The organism is Paraburkholderia sp. BL27I4N3 (assembly GCF_003386115.1).
Lineage (GTDB): Bacteria > Pseudomonadota > Gammaproteobacteria > Burkholderiales > Burkholderiaceae > Paraburkholderia.
In genome coordinates, this window is the sequence record NZ_QREJ01000001.1 from 5,689,621 (window position 1) to 5,707,118 (window position 17,498).

The 17,498-nt window shown below is 63.8% G+C and carries 15 protein-coding genes and 1 pseudogene; 5 read left to right on the plus strand and 11 right to left on the minus strand.

Annotation, left to right across the window (positions count from 1 at the left end; all coding sequences use genetic code 11):
- The first annotated feature begins 42 nt into the window (after positions 1-42).
- A complete protein-coding gene (locus tag B0G71_RS25865; RefSeq protein WP_116145272.1) occupies positions 43-1,620 on the plus strand; it encodes a DHA2 family efflux MFS transporter permease subunit in 1,578 nt (525 codons plus the stop codon).
- Between the two features lie 60 nt (positions 1,621-1,680).
- Here the strand turns inward: B0G71_RS25865 and B0G71_RS25870 are convergent, their stop codons facing one another.
- The gene (locus B0G71_RS25870; RefSeq protein WP_116148893.1) at positions 1,681-2,433 is read right to left on the minus strand and encodes a helix-turn-helix domain-containing protein; all 753 of its coding nucleotides are present in this window, start codon (positions 2,431-2,433) and stop codon (positions 1,681-1,683) included.
- Positions 2,434-2,600: 167 nt separating this feature from the next.
- On the opposite strand from B0G71_RS25870, the gene B0G71_RS25875 reads away from it, so the two are divergent.
- Entirely contained in the window at positions 2,601-3,515 is a 915-nt protein-coding gene (locus tag B0G71_RS25875) for a glutaminase (protein ID WP_116121007.1), read from the plus strand.
- Positions 3,516-3,567: 52 nt separating this feature from the next.
- Here B0G71_RS25875 and B0G71_RS25880 read toward each other — a convergent pair whose 3' ends face one another.
- From B0G71_RS25880 to B0G71_RS42095, 4 genes and pseudogenes are all read right to left on the minus strand, one after another.
- On the minus strand, positions 3,568-4,437 hold the full coding sequence (locus tag B0G71_RS25880) for an NmrA family NAD(P)-binding protein (RefSeq protein WP_116145274.1): 870 nt from the start codon (positions 4,435-4,437) through the stop codon (positions 3,568-3,570).
- 233 nt (positions 4,438-4,670) lie between these two features.
- The gene (locus tag B0G71_RS25885) at positions 4,671-6,191 is read right to left on the minus strand and encodes a transglycosylase SLT domain-containing protein (protein WP_116145277.1); all 1,521 of its coding nucleotides are present in this window, start codon (positions 6,189-6,191) and stop codon (positions 4,671-4,673) included.
- Between the two features lie 610 nt (positions 6,192-6,801).
- Complete coding sequence (locus B0G71_RS25895) at positions 6,802-7,320, minus strand: Ohr family peroxiredoxin (RefSeq protein ID WP_116145279.1); 519 nt, start codon at positions 7,318-7,320, stop codon at positions 6,802-6,804.
- A gap of 334 nt (positions 7,321-7,654) precedes the next feature.
- Positions 7,655-7,840: pseudogene (locus tag B0G71_RS42095) on the minus strand (LysR family transcriptional regulator); the annotation flags it as partial.
- Between the two features lie 118 nt (positions 7,841-7,958).
- On the opposite strand from B0G71_RS42095, the gene B0G71_RS25905 reads away from it, so the two are divergent.
- The 3 genes from B0G71_RS25905 to B0G71_RS25915 all read left to right on the plus strand — a co-directional run bounded on the left by B0G71_RS25905 (position 7,959) and on the right by B0G71_RS25915 (position 11,100).
- Positions 7,959-8,786 (plus strand): PadR family transcriptional regulator, encoded by an 828-nt coding sequence (locus B0G71_RS25905; protein WP_116145281.1) that lies wholly within the window; start codon positions 7,959-7,961, stop codon positions 8,784-8,786.
- 96 nt (positions 8,787-8,882) lie between these two features.
- Positions 8,883-9,734, plus strand: coding sequence for a siderophore-interacting protein (locus B0G71_RS25910; protein WP_116145283.1), 852 nt, complete (start codon positions 8,883-8,885; stop codon positions 9,732-9,734).
- A 109-nt stretch (positions 9,735-9,843) separates the two neighbouring features.
- Positions 9,844-11,100 carry an MFS transporter gene (locus B0G71_RS25915; protein ID WP_116145285.1) on the plus strand — a complete coding sequence of 419 codons (1,257 nt, stop codon included), beginning with the start codon at positions 9,844-9,846 and terminating at the stop codon, positions 11,098-11,100.
- 51 nt (positions 11,101-11,151) lie between these two features.
- On the opposite strand, the gene B0G71_RS25920 is transcribed toward B0G71_RS25915, so the two are convergent.
- The 6 genes from B0G71_RS25920 to B0G71_RS25945 form a co-directional block, all read right to left on the minus strand.
- Positions 11,152-12,237: an AI-2E family transporter gene (locus B0G71_RS25920; protein WP_116145287.1), complete on the minus strand. Its 1,086-nt coding sequence runs from the start codon at positions 12,235-12,237 to the stop codon at positions 11,152-11,154.
- Positions 12,238-12,427: 190 nt separating this feature from the next.
- Entirely contained in the window at positions 12,428-12,670 is a 243-nt protein-coding gene (locus B0G71_RS25925; RefSeq protein WP_116120687.1) for a CsbD family protein, read from the minus strand.
- A 366-nt stretch (positions 12,671-13,036) separates the two neighbouring features.
- Positions 13,037-14,185, minus strand: coding sequence for an enoyl-CoA hydratase/isomerase family protein (locus B0G71_RS25930; protein ID WP_116145289.1), 1,149 nt, complete (start codon positions 14,183-14,185; stop codon positions 13,037-13,039).
- A complete protein-coding gene (locus B0G71_RS25935) occupies positions 14,182-15,000 on the minus strand; it encodes an enoyl-CoA hydratase (protein ID WP_116145291.1) in 819 nt (272 codons plus the stop codon). The genes B0G71_RS25930 and B0G71_RS25935 overlap by 4 nt, the downstream gene beginning before the upstream one ends.
- Positions 14,997-15,911: a 3-hydroxyisobutyrate dehydrogenase gene (mmsB, locus tag B0G71_RS25940; RefSeq protein ID WP_116145293.1), complete on the minus strand. Its 915-nt coding sequence runs from the start codon at positions 15,909-15,911 to the stop codon at positions 14,997-14,999. The genes B0G71_RS25935 and mmsB overlap by 4 nt, the downstream gene beginning before the upstream one ends.
- 24 nt (positions 15,912-15,935) lie before the next feature.
- Positions 15,936-17,447 (minus strand): CoA-acylating methylmalonate-semialdehyde dehydrogenase, encoded by a 1,512-nt coding sequence (locus B0G71_RS25945; RefSeq protein ID WP_116145295.1) that lies wholly within the window; start codon positions 17,445-17,447, stop codon positions 15,936-15,938.
- Between the last annotated feature and the right edge of the window lie 51 nt (positions 17,448-17,498).

Sequence of the window (17,498 nt, forward strand, 5' to 3'; positions counted from 1 at the left end):
CGTCGCCGCAGCAGCGCGCGGCACACCGATCCGGAGACCCGTTTGAGCCAGCCCACTCCAGCGCCCGCCGCAGCGCCGCCCGCACCACCGCCGCCGCTCAAGGGCGGCCAGCTGGTGCTGGCCACGATTGCCGTCGCGCTCGCCACCTTCATGAACGTGCTGGACACGTCGATCGCGAACGTTGCGATTCCAACCATTTCCGGGAACCTCGGTGTTTCGGTCGATGAAGGCACGTGGGTCATCACTGTGTTCGCCGCGGCCAATGCCGTGTCGATTCCGCTTACCGGCTGGCTCACGCAGCGCATCGGCCAGGTGAAGCTGTTCGTCGGCGCGATCCTGATGTTCGTGCTGGCATCGTGGTTGTGCGGCATTGCGCCGACGCTGCCGATCCTGCTGCTCGCGCGGATCTTCCAGGGCGCCGTGGCCGGCCCGCTGATTCCGCTGTCGCAGGCCATTCTGCTCGGCTCGTATCCGAAGGAAAAATCCTCGACCGCGCTCGCCTTGTGGGCGATGACCGCGACCGTCGGCCCGATTGCGGGCCCGGCGCTCGGCGGCTGGATCACGGATAGTTACAGCTGGTCGTGGATCTTCTACATCAACATTCCGGTCGGCATTTTCGCGGCCGGCGTCACGTGGATGATCTACCGCACCCGCGAATCGCCGACCCGCAAGCCGCCCATCGACGTGGTCGGGCTCGGCCTGCTGATCACGTGGGTCGCCTCGCTGCAGATCATGCTGGACAAGGGCAAGGATCTCGACTGGTTCTCGTCGCCGGTGATCGTGATTCTCGGCGTTACCGCGCTCATCAGCTTCGCATTCTTCCTCGTGTGGGAATTGACCGAGGAACATCCGATCGTCGATTTGCGGCTGTTTCAGCAGCGCAATTTTCTCGGCGGCACGATTGCGATTTCGGTCGCGTATGGCGTGTTCTTCGGCAACCTCGTGCTGCTGCCGCAATGGATGCAGGAGTATCTGAATTACCGTTCCATCGACGCCGGTCTCGTGACCGCGCCGCTCGGCATATTCGCGGTGATCCTCGCGCCGGTGATGGGCCGCGTGTTGCCGCGCTCGGATGCGCGCGTGATCGCCACGCTGGCGTTTGTCGGCTTCGCGATCGTGTTTTACATGCGCTCGAAGTATGTGATCGAGATCGACACGTGGCATCTCGTGCTGCCGACTCTGCTGCAAGGCATTCCGATGGCGCTGTTCTTCGTGCCGCTGACCGCGATCATCCTGTCCGGCCAGCCGCCAAACAAGATTCCCGCGGCGGCGGGTCTGTCTAATTTCGCCCGCGTATTTTGCGGCGCGGTGGGCACTTCGATCGCCGGCAACGAATGGAACAACCGCACGGTGCTGCATCACGCGCGGCTTACCGAGCAAGCCTCCATCAACAACCCGACGTTCAATCAGCAGATCGATTCGACCCAATCCCTGCTGCATCTGAATCCGCAATCGGCCCATGCGTTATTCGATTTCAGCGTGAACACGCAGGCGGCCATGATGGGCCTGAACGATATCTTCTTCGTCTCGGCGGTCATCTTCATTCTGATCATTCCGCTGATCTGGATTACGCGGCCGGCCAAGGGCGGCGGTGGCCCGGACGCGGCCGGTGCGCATTGAGCGCGACAGTATTTTTAACGCCGACTCGCGCACCCGGTTACCGCGGGCGGCGGCGCTGCGTTAGCGGAAATAACGTGCGGGTGTGTCGCCAAACGCGTCCCGAAACACCGCAATGAACGACGACACGTCGCTGTAGCCCACCTCGAGCGCCACCTGCGTGACGCTCGCGCCAGTGCCGAGGCGTTCCAAAGCGACCAGCAGGCGAAGTTGCTGGCGCCACTGTCCGAAGGTTTGTCCCGTTTCCTTGACGAACAGGCGCGCCGCCGTGCGGGCCGTTACGCCGGCGGCTGCGGCCAGGTCTTCGAGTACTGCGGCGTCGGCCGGATTGGCGCTCAAAGCGTCGGCGATCCGCTGAGCGCGTTGATCGCGCGGCCAGTTCAACCCTAACGGCGCAGTACGCAGACCCGGCAGCCGGTCCAGCAACACCTGCACGAGACGCGTGGCCGGTTCATCGAGCGGTTGATCGTGCGGCAGACGGGCCGCGGCGATCAGCAACGCCGTGACCAGCGGGTCGGGCACGACGGCGCCGCTGTACGGCGGAAGCGGCGCGGCGTCCGCCACGACAAAGAGCGAATGAAATTCGACGGGATGGACGACGGACAAGCGGTGCAGCAAACCCGCGGGCATCCAGACCGCGTGACCCGGCGGTACGACCCAGCGCTCGGTTTCGGTGCGTACGATCAGCACCCCGGCGCTCGCGTGGATCAGCCGCGCGCGACGATAAGCGCCCAAGGGTTCGTCCAGCGTCTCGTACCGCTCGCCGGTCACGAAGACCGGCTGCTCGACGCCGTCTGGATCAAAAGTCTCCCTCATGGAGTCCGTTTTGCCCGGTTGTTGCGAGAAAGGCAGCAAGATTAGCATAGCCGGTCGAGGCGCTCGCCGAACGTCGCTCGTGCCGGATTGCGGCGCACGGCGACGTAACGCACGAGCAATTCGCTCCGGCTTGCCAGTAGAATTGCGGCTCCAACGGTCCGAGCCCAATGAACTACGCATCCATCCTCGAACAGATCCGCGGCGATCTGCAGCCTTATCTGGGCGCCGGCAAGGTGGCCGATTACATTCCCGAACTCGCCACGGTGCCCGCCGACAGTTTCGGCATGGCGATCGTCACGGTATCCGGTGAAGTCTTTCGCACCGGCGACGCCGACACGCGCTTTTCCATTCAGAGCATTTCCAAGCTGTTCGCCTGCACGCTCGCGTTCCAGTTGCTCGGCGACGCGCTGTGGGAACGCGTCGGCCGGGAGCCGTCGGGCACCGCGTTCAATTCGCTCGTCCAGCTTGAAAGCGAGCGCGGCAAGCCGCGCAATCCGTTCATCAACGCGGGCGCGCTGGTCGTGACCGATGTGCTGTGCCGCCGCTTCGTGCAGGCCGAGACGGCGCTAGTCGAATTCATGCGACGGCTGACGGGCGAAACGAGCATCGACTACGATTCGCGCGTCGCTCAGTCGGAGTTGCAGCACGCCCACCGCAACCGCGCGATGGCGCACTTCATGGCGAGCTTCGGCAACATGGAGATGCCGCCGGAAGTGGTGGTCGATGCTTATTGCCGTCAATGCGCGATCTCGATGAGTTGCGTCGAGTTGGCGAAGGCCGCGCTATTCCTGACCAATCACGGCGTGGCGCCGGCCACCGGCGAGCGGATTCTCGACACGAGCTCGGCCAAGCGCCTTTCCGCGCTGATGCTGACCTGCGGCACCTACGACGCGGCGGGCGATTTCGTCTACCGGGTCGGCTTGCCGGCGAAAAGCGGCGTGGGTGGAGGGATCGTCGCCGTGCTGCCGGGCGAGATGGCGGCGTGCGTGTGGTCGCCGGCGCTGGATAGCAACGGCAACTCGGCAGCGGGGGTGCTGGCGCTGGAGTGGTTGACGACTTATACGGGGCAGTCGATTTTTTGAGTGTTGCCGCCGTGGCGGGGCGCGCGGCGCTCGCCACGCCGCCTGTCGCGATCTACCCCACCCGCGCCACCAACTCCGCCAGCACGGTCTCATAAGCGGTCGCCCCAACCACCCGCTCGTTCACCCCATCCTCGAAATCGATCCACCCCGAGTTGAACCCATCGATCATCTCGATACGCGGCTCCGGCCACGCCGTGCCTTGCGCCTGGAACAACGCTTCCCACTGATCGCGCGGCACCGCCTGCGCCTTCACCGACCGCCCCAGCACGCCGCCGAGCAGCGCGGCGATCTCATGCTGCGTGTAGCGCTGCGGACCCTCAATCTCGATCACGCGACGGCCCTGCCACGACTGCGTCAGCGTGCCGGCGATCACGCGGCCGATATCCGCGGTGGCGACCATCGGATACGCGCGCTCGAGCGGTTGCAGAAAGCTCGACATCACACCCGTGTCGCGGGCCGGGGCGATATCCCATAGCGAATTTTCCATGAACCACGCGGGCCGCAGGATCGCCGTCGGAACCGGCAGACCGGCGAGCGCCGCCTCGAGAATATGCACCTGCGTAATCAGGCCGAGGCCGGACTCGCGCTGCCCGCCAATCGACGACAACGCCGCGACGCGTTCCGGCCGCGCCTTCGTCAGCGCCTGCTTCAGCACCGCAGCGGCCTCGTGGGCGTTCGGATAGCCCGGCTGCGGCGCAAAGTTCGGCGCCACCATCACGAAGACACCCGCCGTGCCGCGGAACGCGGCGGTGAGCGCGTCGGCGTCTTCGAACGAGGCAATCGCCACGTCGGCGCCGCGCTTCGCCCACTGCTGCGCCTTGCTCTCGTCGCGCAGTACGGCGCGCACGGCATGCCCCGCGTCCAATAGCGCGCGTGCCGCCGCGCCGCCAACCTGCCCTGTCACACCGGTAATTGCAAACATGTTTGTCGCTCCTCGATTACGGCCCGTGCCGCGCTGAGAGGCATTCTCGGTGTTTCCGATCAATTTCACGAGAGCATGAATGTCATTTATTTAATGACTATTTGGCATGCGATATGGGTTCTTTGAGGAGTGGCGAAAATCACGTCGCGCGATCCCCGCATTCCACCAGACGCGAAGCAGCCTCGCCGCGTGTCGGCGGAACCGTCGGCCACGCGATTTGCGTTGCCCCCGGGTCAGCCGCTCCGCTGCCGAACAACGCGGCTTCGCTGCGCTTGCGCTTCCTTGAGAAGGCGGTAGGACGCGTAGTACTTATAGATGTTTCGCACATACGTGGTCGTCTCGATGCCGATCTTCTCGGCCACCACGATCTCCACGTTGTTGAACCAGACATCGGGGTTGAGTCCGCGGGCAGCGGCCTCCTTGCGCATCTTCGCGATGTTCCCCGGCCCGGCGTTATAGCTGGCAAAAGCGAATAACGGCCGGTCCACCTCGGAAAAATGGGCATCCTGGAAGTAGCGGGTCATCAATTGATCAAGATACTTCGCGCCAGCCTGAATGTTCCACTGCGTAACCTTGATGTCCCCGACGTTGAGTTCTTTCCCTGTGGCCGGCATTAGTTGCATGATGCCGACCGCGCCCACCCGACTCTTCGCATCCTGATTGAGCTGCGATTCCTGAAACCCTTGAGCAGCGAGCATCAATGGATCGAAATCGTACTGCTGGCCATACTTTTCAAAATATGCCACCGTCTGTCTGAAACGTTTGAGTTCGGCACTTTCCGTGTTGTTGTGAATTTGCTTCGCACCCTGCGCGTATTGTTTGAGGCGGATCTCCGTCACGCTTTGCTTCCTGATGACCTTCTCATAGAAGCCGCCGATCACCGCCTTCAGCTGGGGGCTATTCTTGCGAATGGCCCAGCCGATGACGCCGCCCTCCCGCACCGCCATGTTCTCGTGCACCTTGACGTTCGGCAGCATCTGCGCCCACATGCGCGCCTTCCAGTCATCGACGACCAGGATCTGAAGCAGGCCGACGTTCAGCATCTCCATCGCATCTTCGTCTTCGAGCGCATCCGGTAGCAGCACGATCCGCATCGGTGGCTTGCCGGCCTGCCGGAAGCGGTTGTTCAGTGCAATCAGGCTTTCGTAATAGCTGCTATGGCGGCGAACGTCGACGGTCTTGCCCTTCAGGTCATCGAGCACAGAAAGCGCCGGTGACTTGGGACCAGTCAGAACGAGTTCACGCGTCGGCTTAAGCGCGTGTGCGGTAACAAAGTCGGCCTGCTTCAGGCGGTCCTCAGTTACCGTCAGATTGCCGGCTGCGATATCGCCGATGCCTTCCTTGAGCCCGGGCAGCAGCCGGTCGCGTGTTGTCGGAATCATGATGACCGTGACCGGGCGCTTGCCGAGGCGATCGGCGTACGTCTTGTTGACGAATTGCTCAAAGTCGCGCACGGTGTCCGCGGTCATCCCACGCTCGTGTCCGCGATCATTGAAGTACAGCGTGCGGCTAAAGGGGGCGAGAACTCGAATCATGCGACGCTCGAGCATCGCGTCGAAATCGCCGCGCCAAGGCTTGTTGGTCAGATCGATGCTGCGTGCCGCACTCTCAGGAATCGGCGCGGACGCTGTCAGTGGTGCAGACGCAGATGGCGGCGCGGATGCCGGTTGCAGCGCGGCGCAGTGTGCGCTCAATAAGTAAATCCAAGCTCCAAACAAGCCTGATAGCGGCCATGCACGAGGGAAACGCATCATAAACACCGAAATTTTCGTATTGAGCCTTGCGCCCGGTCCGTTTGGACCGGCATTACACGGACGAAATCATCTGAACTTTCGGGGTTTTGTTGCGTACGCGCCCTGGACTCTTACAGCATAGTTGCGCCTGAAAACGGTTCAAGCCTTCAGCGTGACAGCACGCCTCTGTCGGACGTGTCACCGATCGATAAAGTCGCAGAAATCGCCAGAGACGTTCCTGGGGTGATGTCCGTGACCAACAAACTGCCGCGCGTGGCGTCGCTCCAGGAAACGAGCACGGTGGTATCGGTTTGCCATTCGATGCGCCTGATCGTTGCAACGCCGTATACCGCACGCGCGGCCACTGCGCGACTGCGTCGCTTGCGGCGCGTCCCGAAGCCTGGCGAACCGTCGAAGTGGCCTCATGCCAATGCGAGCTTAGGCGTCCGATAATCTGCGACCACGGGTCGAGTCCACACATCTCCGGTTCTCATGCGATTTTCGGGAGCAGTCGCGTGCATCGCGAATCACGTCTAGCTTTCGAGTCTCATGGCTGCAGCACAGGCGCCCCCATGATTGGTTCAACCTGCTGGCGCAACGGTCCTCACGTTCACACGAAATGCGCGCGAAATTAGGACTTTGCTGCGCCATTCGGCCGCGCAAGCGCGACGACGCTCACGATCCCCTCGCGCGCCATTTTCGCGTACGGACAGAAGCGTTCCGTGTTACGCACGAGTTCCTCCGCAATACAAGGTTCGACGCCCGGCAAGTGAATGCGAACCCGTGCAACCAGATTGAACAGACCATCGACGGGATCGCGGCCGAAATCAACAGTAACTTCCACTTTCGCGTCGGCAATCGCTATCTCCGCCTTCGCGGCGAGCAGGTTCAGAGCGCCGTGAAAACATGCGGCAAAAGCGGCAGCGAACAACTGCTCGGGATTCGTCCCGCCACCCGGCCCGCCGAGTGGCTCCGGTAAGCGCAGTTCGAGGTCGAGTTCGCCGTCGTCCGAGCGGACGATACCCGATGCTCGACCATGATGCGCCTCGCCGCCCGAGACGGTTACGGTCGTCGAATACAGTGGCTGAAAGTCCTGCCCGAAGTACTTGTCGAGCAGGGTGAGCGGCGGTGGAAACAAAGGACTCGTCATGTGTGTGTCTGACAGCTGACAGCCGCTGGCCTACGCTGCGGCTCGTAACCGGCTGAACCGTGCGCGCAAGCTCGCAGTCTCCGAACACGGGATGGCCTGTGCCGCCGGCGTGTTGTCCTCAGGTTGTGCGTTCTGGTTCGGCGCAGACCACTCGCCGACAAGCCCGCTGGCGCTGAGGCCACCGCCGATTGAAACGATCTTCATGGTTTTTTTCTGTGAATGGTGTGCCGGACCGGCCTTGATGGGCCGTCAGCGTATAGGTGGATCGTAGGCGCGCGACGGTTCGTCGGGAAGGCTTGCGCCGCGATGCACTGTGTTGCCTCCAAAGCACCAATCAGCGTGCCGGCACCGCCATCACATTGGTCAGGCATTGCAGATCGAGCGCGCGCGTTTGCGCCGCCATGTAGTCGATGAACACCCGGATTCTGGCTGGCAGATGCTTGCGGCTGAAATAACACAGGTAATGACCGCGATCGTCCGGCGCATATTGGGGCAGACAGGAAATCAGTGTCTCTGAACGGCCCTTTCCCGCTTCCCGCAGACTTTGTTGTCTCCCGATAGACGCAAAAGAAGTTTGACAAACTATCTTAAGATATATATCTTACGACACATCTTAAGACACAAATGGGAGCACCACCATGCGTCATCATCACCGTTTTTCCCGTCCGCCCATGGCGGACGACCGTTTCCCCGCCGACCAGGAACGCGGCGCGCTCCATGCGTTCTGGCATGCCTTCGGGCATCGCCATGACTACCGCGGCGAACGCGGCAGCGAAGCACGCGGTGACGGCTCCGACCGCCTATCGCTGCACGCCCTGTGGCACGCCATCGGCCGACATCACGAGCATCGCGGCGGTGGGCGTGGCGGGCGCTTCGGCGGTGGCCCGGGCGGCTTCGGCGGCGACGGCGACGGCTTTCCGCGCGGCCGCAAATTCAGTTCCGACGACCTGCAACTGCTGCTTCTGTCGATGATCGGCTCGCAGCCGAGCCACGGCTACGAGCTGATCAAGGCGCTCGAAACGCGCTCGAACGGTTTTTACAGCCCGAGCCCCGGCATGGTCTACCCGGCGCTCACGTATCTGGAAGAACTCGGCTACGTGACCGTGCAGCTCGAAGGCAACCGCAAACGCTACGAACTGTCGGAAACCGGTCGCGAATATCTGGCCGCCAACCGCGACCGCGTCGAACTGATGCTGGCCAAGCTGAACCACATTGCCCGCAAGATGGATTCGGTGCGCCGCGCGTTTGCCGGCGAAGAGCCGGCCGACATCAGCGAAGGCGGCTGGCTGCCCGAGTTGAACGAAGCGCGCCGCGCGCTAAAGCATGCGTTGCTTCGCCGTGACAACGCGCCGGCGGCGGAACAGCGCCGCATCGCTGAAATCCTGCTGCGGGCGGCCAAAGAAATCGAAAGCGAAATCAAGCCGGACCGCGGCGAAAACGACGACAACGCCGAGCCGGCCGCCTGACCCCTACTGCCCGTTGCCAGCCGCGCTCATGCACGCCAGCAACTCCGCTTGCGCGCGTGAACGCTCGCCCATCGAATGAACAGGAGAAGCACTCTTATGCTGACTAAAGACCATCAAGCCGCGAATCTGACCAACAGCCGAGCCGACCTCGCCGTGCATCGCGTGCGCCATCCGCTGAAATTCCGTCTGCTCCAGGTCAAGCAGGTGCGCGCGCTGACCCCGCATCTGATCCGCGTCACATTCACGGGCGACGATCTGCACGACTTCGTCTCCGCGTCGTTCGATGACCACATCAAGGTGTTCTTCCCCGAACCCGGCGCGGACCAACCGGCACTGCCGGAAGCGGGCCCCGACGGTCCGGTGTTTCCGGCGGGCCAGCCGCGTCCGGTCGCGCGCGATTTCACGCCGCGCCGCTTCGATCGCGAGGCGCGCGAACTCGATATCGAGTTCGCGCTGCACGAAGCGGGCCCCGCGGCGACGTGGGCGGCGCAAGCCAAGGTGGGCCAGTATCTCGGTATCGGCGGCCCGCGCGGTTCGCTCGTGATCCCGAAGGGTTTCGACTGGCATCTGCTGATCGGCGACGATACCGCCTTGCCCGCCATCGCCCGGCGCCTCGAAGAGCTGCCGCCCGGCACGCGCGTCGCGGCGGTGATCGAAGTGGCCGATCCCTCGGCGCGGATCGAATTCACGACGCAAGCCGAGTTGCATCTCATCTGGCGCTACCGCAGCGAAGCGGGCATGCGCGGCGAGGCCCTGCTGCAGGCGGTGCGCGACACCTATCTGCCCGAGGACGGCGAAGGCTACGTGTGGGCAGCCGGCGAATCCGCAACCATGCGTGCGGTGCGCTATCACCTGTGCACGGAACGCGGCGTCGACAAATCACGCATTCGCGCGGCCAGCTACTGGAAACAGGGCGCCGAAGCGGTGCACGAAACGCTCGACGATTGAGCGTCGGCCGTTTGCGTGATTGCATGCGCCTCGAGGCGCGTGCAATCCGGCGGCGGCGCGAATCGCGCGAGCACCGTGCCTGCAGAAAACAACAACAAGGAATCGATCGATGTACTCAATAAGCGCAAAGCACGAACGCCGCCTGCTGTGGCTGCTCGCGCTGACGCAGTTCACCATCATCATGGACTTCATGGTGATGATGCCGCTCGGCCCGCAGATCATGCACGCATTCGCCATCACGCCGGCCGCATTCGCGACAGCCGTGTCGGCATATTCATGGTGCTCGGGACTGTCGGGACTGTTCGCGGCGACCTATATCGACCGCTTCGACCGGCGCCGTTTGCTGCTGACCATGTATGCGCTGTTCGCGCTGTCGAATCTGGCGTGCGCGCTGGCCAGCAGTTTTCCGCTGCTGCTCGCCGCACGCGCATTCGCCGGCATCACGGGCGGCGTGTTGGGCTCGGTGATCATGGCGATCGTCGGCGACGTGATTCCGGTTCAGCGCCGCGGCGCCGCCACCGGCACGATCATGACGGCGTTTTCGCTCGCGGCGATCGCGGGCGTGCCGGCCGGTGTGCTGCTGGGCGCGCACTTCGGCTGGGCCACGCCGTTCTTTCTGCTGGTGGCGCTGTCGCTGCTAGTGTGGACGGCGGGACAGCAACTGGTGCCGTCGCTGGCGGAGCACTTGAGCCGCCGTCAGCCGCCGCTCGCGGAGGTGCTGCCGGATTTGTGGCGGCTCCTGAGCAACCCGAGGCATCTGAATGCGTTTGCGCTCACCTTCATGATGATGGTCGCGCACATGCTGGTGATTCCGTTCATCTCACCGGTGCTGGTCGCCAACCACGGCGTGGCGCCCGAGCAATTGTCATGGCTTTATATGGCAGGCGGCGCGGCGACGTTCTTCACTTCGCGTCGCGTAGGCAAGCTCGCTGACAAGTACGGCACGCGGCGCGTGTTCCGGATCGCGGCGGTGCTCGCGTTTGTGCCGGTGCTGTTCGTCACGCATCTGCCGAATCTGCCGTTCTACGCGCTGGTGATGTTCTTCCCGGTTTTCATGGTGCTGATGTCCGGCCGCATGGTGCCGATGCAGGCGCTATTGACCACGGTGCCCGAGCCGGCTCGGCGCGGCGCTTTTCTCAGCGCGAACAGCGCGCTTCAGGCATTGGGTACGGGATGCGGCGCGTGGATCGGCGGCCTGATGCTCAGCAGCTCGCAGAGCGGTCAGATCGTGGGGTACGGCACTGTCGGCTGGGCCTCGGTTGCGGTCGCGCTGGCCGGTGTGCTGTGGGTTTCCCGCGTGCGTGGCGCGCAAGCCGATGCGCCCGCGCCGGGCGTGATGCACGGTGAAGCAATCGGCGAAAGTTGACCGCATGTCTCACGCGGCGCTGTCTTGCACGGCGTCGCGCGGACTCATGCGTCAGTCGGTTTTGCCGGTCAATGCGCGGCGCGCGGCTTCGCCTTCACCGTGTGAAGCTGCATAGAACACGCGCGCCCGTCCGATGATGATTTTCAGCATGGCAATCACCGGCACGGCCAGGAAAATCCCCGCCACGCCGCCCAACTGATCGCCGGCAAGCAAGCCGACAATGACGAGAAACGGACTGACCTCCACGCCTTCGCTCATCAGGTACGGATTGAGCACGTAGTCCTGAAACAGCCGGTAAAGCGCGATAAAAATAACCAGCCAGAGCAGATGCGCATAGCCGCTGAACACGGCCACGATCAACGTGATGGCCACCGCGGCGAGCGGCCCGGCAAACGGCACGAACTCCAGCAAACCGGCGCTCACCGCCAGCAGAAACGCATAAGGCACGCCGAGCAGCGAGAACGCCACGCCATAGCAGATCAGCGTAGCCAGCGATAGAAACAGCAACGCGCGCACGTACTTCGACAACAGCACGTTCAGATCCGTCACGATCTCGGCCCACAACGTGCGATGCCGGTCGTTCAGCAGATCGAGAAAGTCCTCGCGCATCTGCGGACCTTCCTTGATCAACAGGAAGCTCAGAATCGGAATCAGCACGAGATAGATCAGATTGCTGGCCGCGTGCATCACGCCGAGGCCGACGCTGCGCGCCATCGGCACGGCCTTGTCGGAGCCCGTCTCGATCTGGCCGCGCACGAAATCGATGATCCGCTCGCGCAGTGGCTCCAGAAAATGCGGCAACGGGATGCGGTTGGGCACATCGGACTTCATCAACTGAGGCAGTTGCGCGAGCAGGTGCGTCGCTTCGTCCTGCAACTGCACACCGAAGATCGACCCGACCACCGCGATCAACGCGACCACCACCACGAACACCAGCGCGATCGACGCCACCCGCGGCATACGACGCGGCCGGATGCGCTCGACGAGATCCACCATCGGATAGATCAGATAGCTGAAGAAGACCGCGAACACCACCACCAGCACGGTGGACGACGCCATATAAATGCAGAAAAACAGCAACGCGATCAGCAGCGCGGTCCAGACCTGTCTAGCCGTGCGAACATCGAATCCCAGCATGAACCTTCCTCGAATAGACGATGAGATCGGGCGCCTCGAACGCGCCGGGAACATCGGACAGGCATCGCAGACACAGGGCGCCTTGGTAAGCCAAAGCGCCCGTGCAATGAAAGCAGCGTAAAACGCGGGGCAGAAATGACGCGCCGACGCCCGCGCGCTCAACAAACGCAAGGCGCGGCGCGCGACCCGATCAGATCAGCTTGCCGAGCAGGAAGCCGACGCCGACTGCGATCAGCAGCGCCCCGATGGGATTGTTGCGCGTCGTTTCGGCAACCTGGTCGACACTTTCGCCGTATTTCGCCTGTGCCTTGCCGGCAAACTGCCGGACCTTGCCTTCGGCCTGCAGTTCCGCGTCTCCGGTCAGGCCGCCGACGGCGTCCTGCACCTTGCCCGCAGCATCCTTCACCGTACCTTCGAACTGATTTGAATTCATCGATATTCTCCTTTGAACCGGGTCAACAAGCCATTGCCGACAGGAGCTGGCGCTCAATCCTACTCTCCGTCAATGCGGTTATCGCTTTACGCGATCCCGATCATCAGCATGGTTCGTTCCCGGCCACCGTTCGCTCGCTAAAAAAATCGCGCGAGTACGGCGGACAGGCCGGCTCGAGGCTTCGAGGCTGCGCGATTTTTACGGCGCGGCGCGCCGCCGGGTATGGGATGGAAATGATCTACGGCAATGCATGCCGTTCCGTCTGCGAGCGCAGCACGTTGTCGTCGGCGGGCGGCATGGCGCCCGGTTGCGGCTTGCGTACGGGGAGCGGGCGCGGCGCCCGTCCCGTTTTAGCGCTATGGCACTTCAGCCCTGCTCCGCGCCCAAAGCGGCCAGCGGATGCGCGTCGCTCTTCCACGGCGAAGCAAGAAAATGCCTGACGCGCTCCGGCCGCACCTCGGCGAGCGTGGCGGGCGCCCAGCGGGCTTTGCGATCCTTATCGATCAACTGGGCTCGCACGCCTTCGCAGAAGTCGCCCTCCTCGATCACGCGTTTGACAATACCCAACTCCATGCGGAAGCACTCCGCCAGGGTCATCTGCCGGCCGCGCAAAAGCGCCTCACGCGTGACGTAGAGCATGGTGGGCGAATGACTGGTCAGCGCGTCGTAGGTGGACTGCAACCACTGCTTCACCTCGCGCGGCGGCTCACGCAGCAAATCGTGCCGCACCGTGGCAACCATCCGGTCGATGCTCGAACGCCGATCGAAATGCCGCAAGATCAGTGGGGTGAACGCCGCCAGCGGCGCGTGCGGAACGATATTGCACGGCGGTTCGAACACGCCGCGCAAGGCAGCCATCAGATCGCCGTCGAGCGGCATGCGCTGCAGACGCTCCTCGAAACTGGCGAGCCATTCAGCCGGCACGCACAGATCGGCCAGTTGCAGACGCAACGCATCAGCGCCGGACAAGGTCGCGCCGGTCAGCCCGGCATACAACTCGAGCTCCGCCGGCATCACGCTCAGAAAACGCGTCGCGCCGACGTCCGGCAGAAAGCCGATGCGCGTCTCCGGCATGGCGATCTTGCTGCGCTCGGTCACGATGCGCAGCCGCGCTCCCTGGCCGAGCCCCATGCCGCCGCCCATCGCAATGCCGTCGAGCAAAGCAACCACCGGCTTTGGAAACGTGTGCAGCGCATAGTCGAGCCGGTATTCGTCGACGAAGAACGCGAGCCAGCGGCTGTCGTTGTTCTTCGCGAGCCGCTGCACTTCGCGCACGTCGCCGCCGGCGCAGAAGCCCTTGGCGCCCGCGCCTTTCAGCACGAGCGCGACGATGCCCTCATCCGTGCGGCAATGTTCGACCAGCACGGCGAGTTCGCGCACCATCGCATGCGAAAGCGCATTGAGCGCGGCCGGCCGGTTCAACGTGATGATCGCCACGCGGTTCACCACGCGAAACAGAATCTCGCGCTCCGCTTCGAAGCTCGCATCGTGCGCGACGCTTTGCAAGGCGCTCATTGACGCGTCTCCGGTTGCGCGGCATCCCCCTGCGCAGCCTGCGTCACCTGCCAGCGCGGCGTGCGCTTTTCGAGGAATGCATTGACGCCTTCGCGCTGATCGGGGCCGTCGAACAGATCGACGAAACGCTCACGCTCCAGCGCCAGCGCGGCCGCGCGCGGCACGCCGTTGCGGCCCTGATGAATCAGCGCCTTGCTGAAGCCGACCGCTTGCGGGCTCAAGTTGGCGACACGCGCCGCCATGGCCAGCGCCGCCTCGCGCGCCGCGCCCTTCTCCACCACTTCTTCGACCAGACCGATGCGCAACGCCGTCGCCGCATCGACGCGCTCGCCGATCAGAATCATTCGCTTGGCCCAGCCTTCGCCGACCAGCCACGGCAGCGTCTGCGTGCCGCAACCGCAGGGCAGCAAACCGACCGCGGTCTCGGGCAACGCCAGTAACGCATGCTGTTCCGCAATGCGGATATCACAGGCCAGCGCGCATTCGAGCCCGCCGCCCATCGCATAGCCGTTGATCGCCGCGATCACCACGGGCCGCGCATTCTGCAAGGTTTCGAACGCTGCGCCGAAGCGCGCCGCCGCCGTGCGCGCGACTTCGCGGTTGCCGTCGGCGAAGGTGTTCAGGTCGGCGCCCGCGCTGAAGAACTTGGGGCCTTCGCCGGTGATCACGATGGCGCGCACGCGCGCCTCGCCGTTCAGGCGCTCAACGGTCTGCTGCAATTGCAGCAAGCCTTCGGGCGTAAACGCGTTGGCCGGCGGCCGCTTGAGCGTGAGTTGCGCGACGGCGCCGTCATGCGCGTAGTCGAGTTCGATCATGCGGCGCCTCCGTCTTTGCCGCCACGGCCGTCCTGACGATACAGCTTGATGACCGCGGAAAAGTCGAGACGTCCCGCGCCTTTCGTGCTCATCGTCTGATAAAGCTGTTGCGCCAGCGCGCCGAGATAGACCGGTTGACGCGCGGTTCTCGCGGCGTCGGTGGCGAGGCCGAGGTCTTTGAGCATGAGATCGGTGCCGAAGCCGCCCGTGTAACCGCGCGTGGACGGCGCCGTCTCGATCACGCCGGGCATCGGGTTGTAGGTGTCCGAACTCCAGCACCGTCCCGTCGACGTATTGATGATGCCGCCCAGCACTTTCGCGTCGATGCCGAGCGCTTCGCCGAGCGACATGGCTTCGGCGACGCCCGCCATCGTGATGCCGAGCACGAGGTTGTTGCAGATCTTCGCGACCTGGCCCGTGCCGGTGTCACCGCAATGCACGATGTTCTTGCCCATTGCCGAAAGCACCGGCTTGACCTGCTCATACGCGCTCGCGCTGCCGCCGACCATGAAGGTCAGCGTGCCCGCCGCCGCGCCGCCGGTGCCGCCTGAAACCGGTGCATCGACAAAGGTGTTGCCGTGCTGCTGCGCGAGTTCGGCGAACGCCTTGACGCTCGCCGGATCGATCGTGCTCGAATCGATGATCGTCACGCCCTTCGCGATACCGGCGAAGATGCCGTCGTCCGCGCTGAGCACACTGCGCACATGCGCGGCGGCGGGCAGCATGGTGATCACGCATTCCACGTCGGTTACCGCGGCCTTCGGCGAGCAGGCCGCTTTCGCGCCCGCATCGACGAGCGCCTGCACGGCTTGCGCGTTGAGGTCGAATACGTTGACCGCGTGACCCGCCTTGAGCAGGTTGTGCGCCATCGGCGCACCCATGTTGCCGAGTCCGATAAAGCCTATTTTCATGATGTCTCCCGTGGACCCTTGAACTTAGCGCAGGCTGATGGTCGTGTTGACGCCGTCGTTGACGGTGTCGTCGTCGAACCAGCGGGCGGTGACGGTCTTGGTCTGCGTGTAGAACTGCACGACCTGTTTGCCATAGGGGCCGAGGTCGCCGAGCTTCGAGCCGCGCGAGCCGGTAAAGCTGAAGGACGGCACCGGCACGGGAATCGGAATGTTGATGCCGACCTGGCCGATATCGATCTCGCTCTGGAATTTGCGCGCCGCCGCGCCGCTCTGCGTGAAGAGCCCGACGCCGTTGCCGAACGGATTACGGTTGACCAGTGCGATTGCGTCATCGAGCGTCGCTGCGTTCAGCACCACCAGCACCGGACCGAAAATTTCCTGGCGGTAGATTTCCATCTCGGTGGTGACGTCGGTAAAGACCGTCGGGCCGATGAAGTTGCCTTGCTCGTAGCCGGGCACTTTAATGTCGCGGCCGTCGAGCGCGAGGGTCGCGCCTTCTTTCACGCCGGTCTCGATCAGTCCGAGAATGCGCTGCTTCGCCGCGCGCGAAACCACCGGGCCGATGTCCGTGTTCGGCTCGTTGCCCGCATTGACCTTCAGCGTCCTGGCCTTGGCGACCAGGTCCGGCAGCCATTGCTGCGCGGCGCCCACCAGCACGACCACCGAGGTCGCCATGCAACGCTGCCCCGCTGCGCCGAAACCCGCACCGGCCAGCGCATTCAACGTCTGCTCGCGGTTCGCATCGGGCAACACGACGGCGTGGTTTTTCGCGCCCATCATCGATTGCACGCGCTTGCCGTGCTCGCTGCCGAGGCGGTACACATGCGTACCGACCGCCGTCGAGCCGACGAACGAAATGGCCTTCACGAGTTCGTGCGTGCAGAGCGCGTCGACCACCTCCTTGCCACCGTGCACGACATTCAGCACACCCTTCGGCACGCCCGCTTCGAGCGCGAGTTCTACCAGTTGCATGGTCGAAAGCGGGTCTTGCTCGGAAGGCTTCAGCACAAACGTATTGCCGCACACGATCGCCATCGGGAACATCCACAGCGGGATCATCGCCGGGAAGTTGAACGGTGTGATGCCGGCGCATACGCCGATCGGTTGCCGCAGCGTGTACGTATCCACGCCGCCGGCGACGTTCTCCGCGAACTCGCCCTGCTGCAAGGTGCCGATCGAGCATGCATGCTCGACCACTTCGAGGCCGCGGAAGATATCGCCTTCGGCATCGGGAATGGTCTTGCCCTGTTCCGCGCTCAAGGTCTTCGCGATACGCGGCGAATGCTCGCGAATCAGCGCCTGATACTTCAGCATGATGCGCATGCGCGCGCCGATCGGCGTGTCCTTCCAGGTCTTGAACGCGGCGTGGGCGCAACGGATGGCTTCGTTCACTTCATCGGCGGTGGCGAACGGTACGCGCGCCAGCACTTCCTGCGTGGCGGGATTGACGATGTCGCGCCATTCGGCGGTCTTCGATTCGACGAACTCGCCGTTGATCAGCAACTTGACGGTGGCAACGGCTGCATTTGCGCTCATGCTGGAACTCCTCTGCAATGGCCGCGAGGCGGCCGGACAGTGACTGGAAAA

Coding starts and splice junctions, on each gene's coding strand:
- B0G71_RS25870 (WP_116148893.1), bottom strand. CDS start 2,433: ATGAGGGAGACTTTTGATCCAGACGGCGTCGAGCAGCCGGTCTTCGTG.
- B0G71_RS25875 (WP_116121007.1), top strand. CDS start 2,601: ATGAACTACGCATCCATCCTCGAACAGATCCGCGGCGATCTGCAGCCT.
- B0G71_RS25945 (WP_116145295.1), bottom strand. CDS start 17,447: ATGAGCGCAAATGCAGCCGTTGCCACCGTCAAGTTGCTGATCAACGGC.
- B0G71_RS25930 (WP_116145289.1), bottom strand. CDS start 14,185: ATGAGCGCCTTGCAAAGCGTCGCGCACGATGCGAGCTTCGAAGCGGAG.
- B0G71_RS25885 (WP_116145277.1), bottom strand. CDS start 6,191: ATGATGCGTTTCCCTCGTGCATGGCCGCTATCAGGCTTGTTTGGAGCT.
- B0G71_RS25915 (WP_116145285.1), top strand. CDS start 9,844: ATGTACTCAATAAGCGCAAAGCACGAACGCCGCCTGCTGTGGCTGCTC.
- B0G71_RS25905 (WP_116145281.1), top strand. CDS start 7,959: ATGCGTCATCATCACCGTTTTTCCCGTCCGCCCATGGCGGACGACCGT.
- B0G71_RS25925 (WP_116120687.1), bottom strand. CDS start 12,670: ATGAATTCAAATCAGTTCGAAGGTACGGTGAAGGATGCTGCGGGCAAG.
- B0G71_RS25920 (WP_116145287.1), bottom strand. CDS start 12,237: ATGCTGGGATTCGATGTTCGCACGGCTAGACAGGTCTGGACCGCGCTG.
- B0G71_RS25895 (WP_116145279.1), bottom strand. CDS start 7,320: ATGACGAGTCCTTTGTTTCCACCGCCGCTCACCCTGCTCGACAAGTAC.
- mmsB (WP_116145293.1), bottom strand. CDS start 15,911: ATGAAAATAGGCTTTATCGGACTCGGCAACATGGGTGCGCCGATGGCG.
- B0G71_RS25910 (WP_116145283.1), top strand. CDS start 8,883: ATGCTGACTAAAGACCATCAAGCCGCGAATCTGACCAACAGCCGAGCC.
- B0G71_RS25935 (WP_116145291.1), bottom strand. CDS start 15,000: ATGATCGAACTCGACTACGCGCATGACGGCGCCGTCGCGCAACTCACG.
- B0G71_RS25880 (WP_116145274.1), bottom strand. CDS start 4,437: ATGTTTGCAATTACCGGTGTGACAGGGCAGGTTGGCGGCGCGGCGGCA.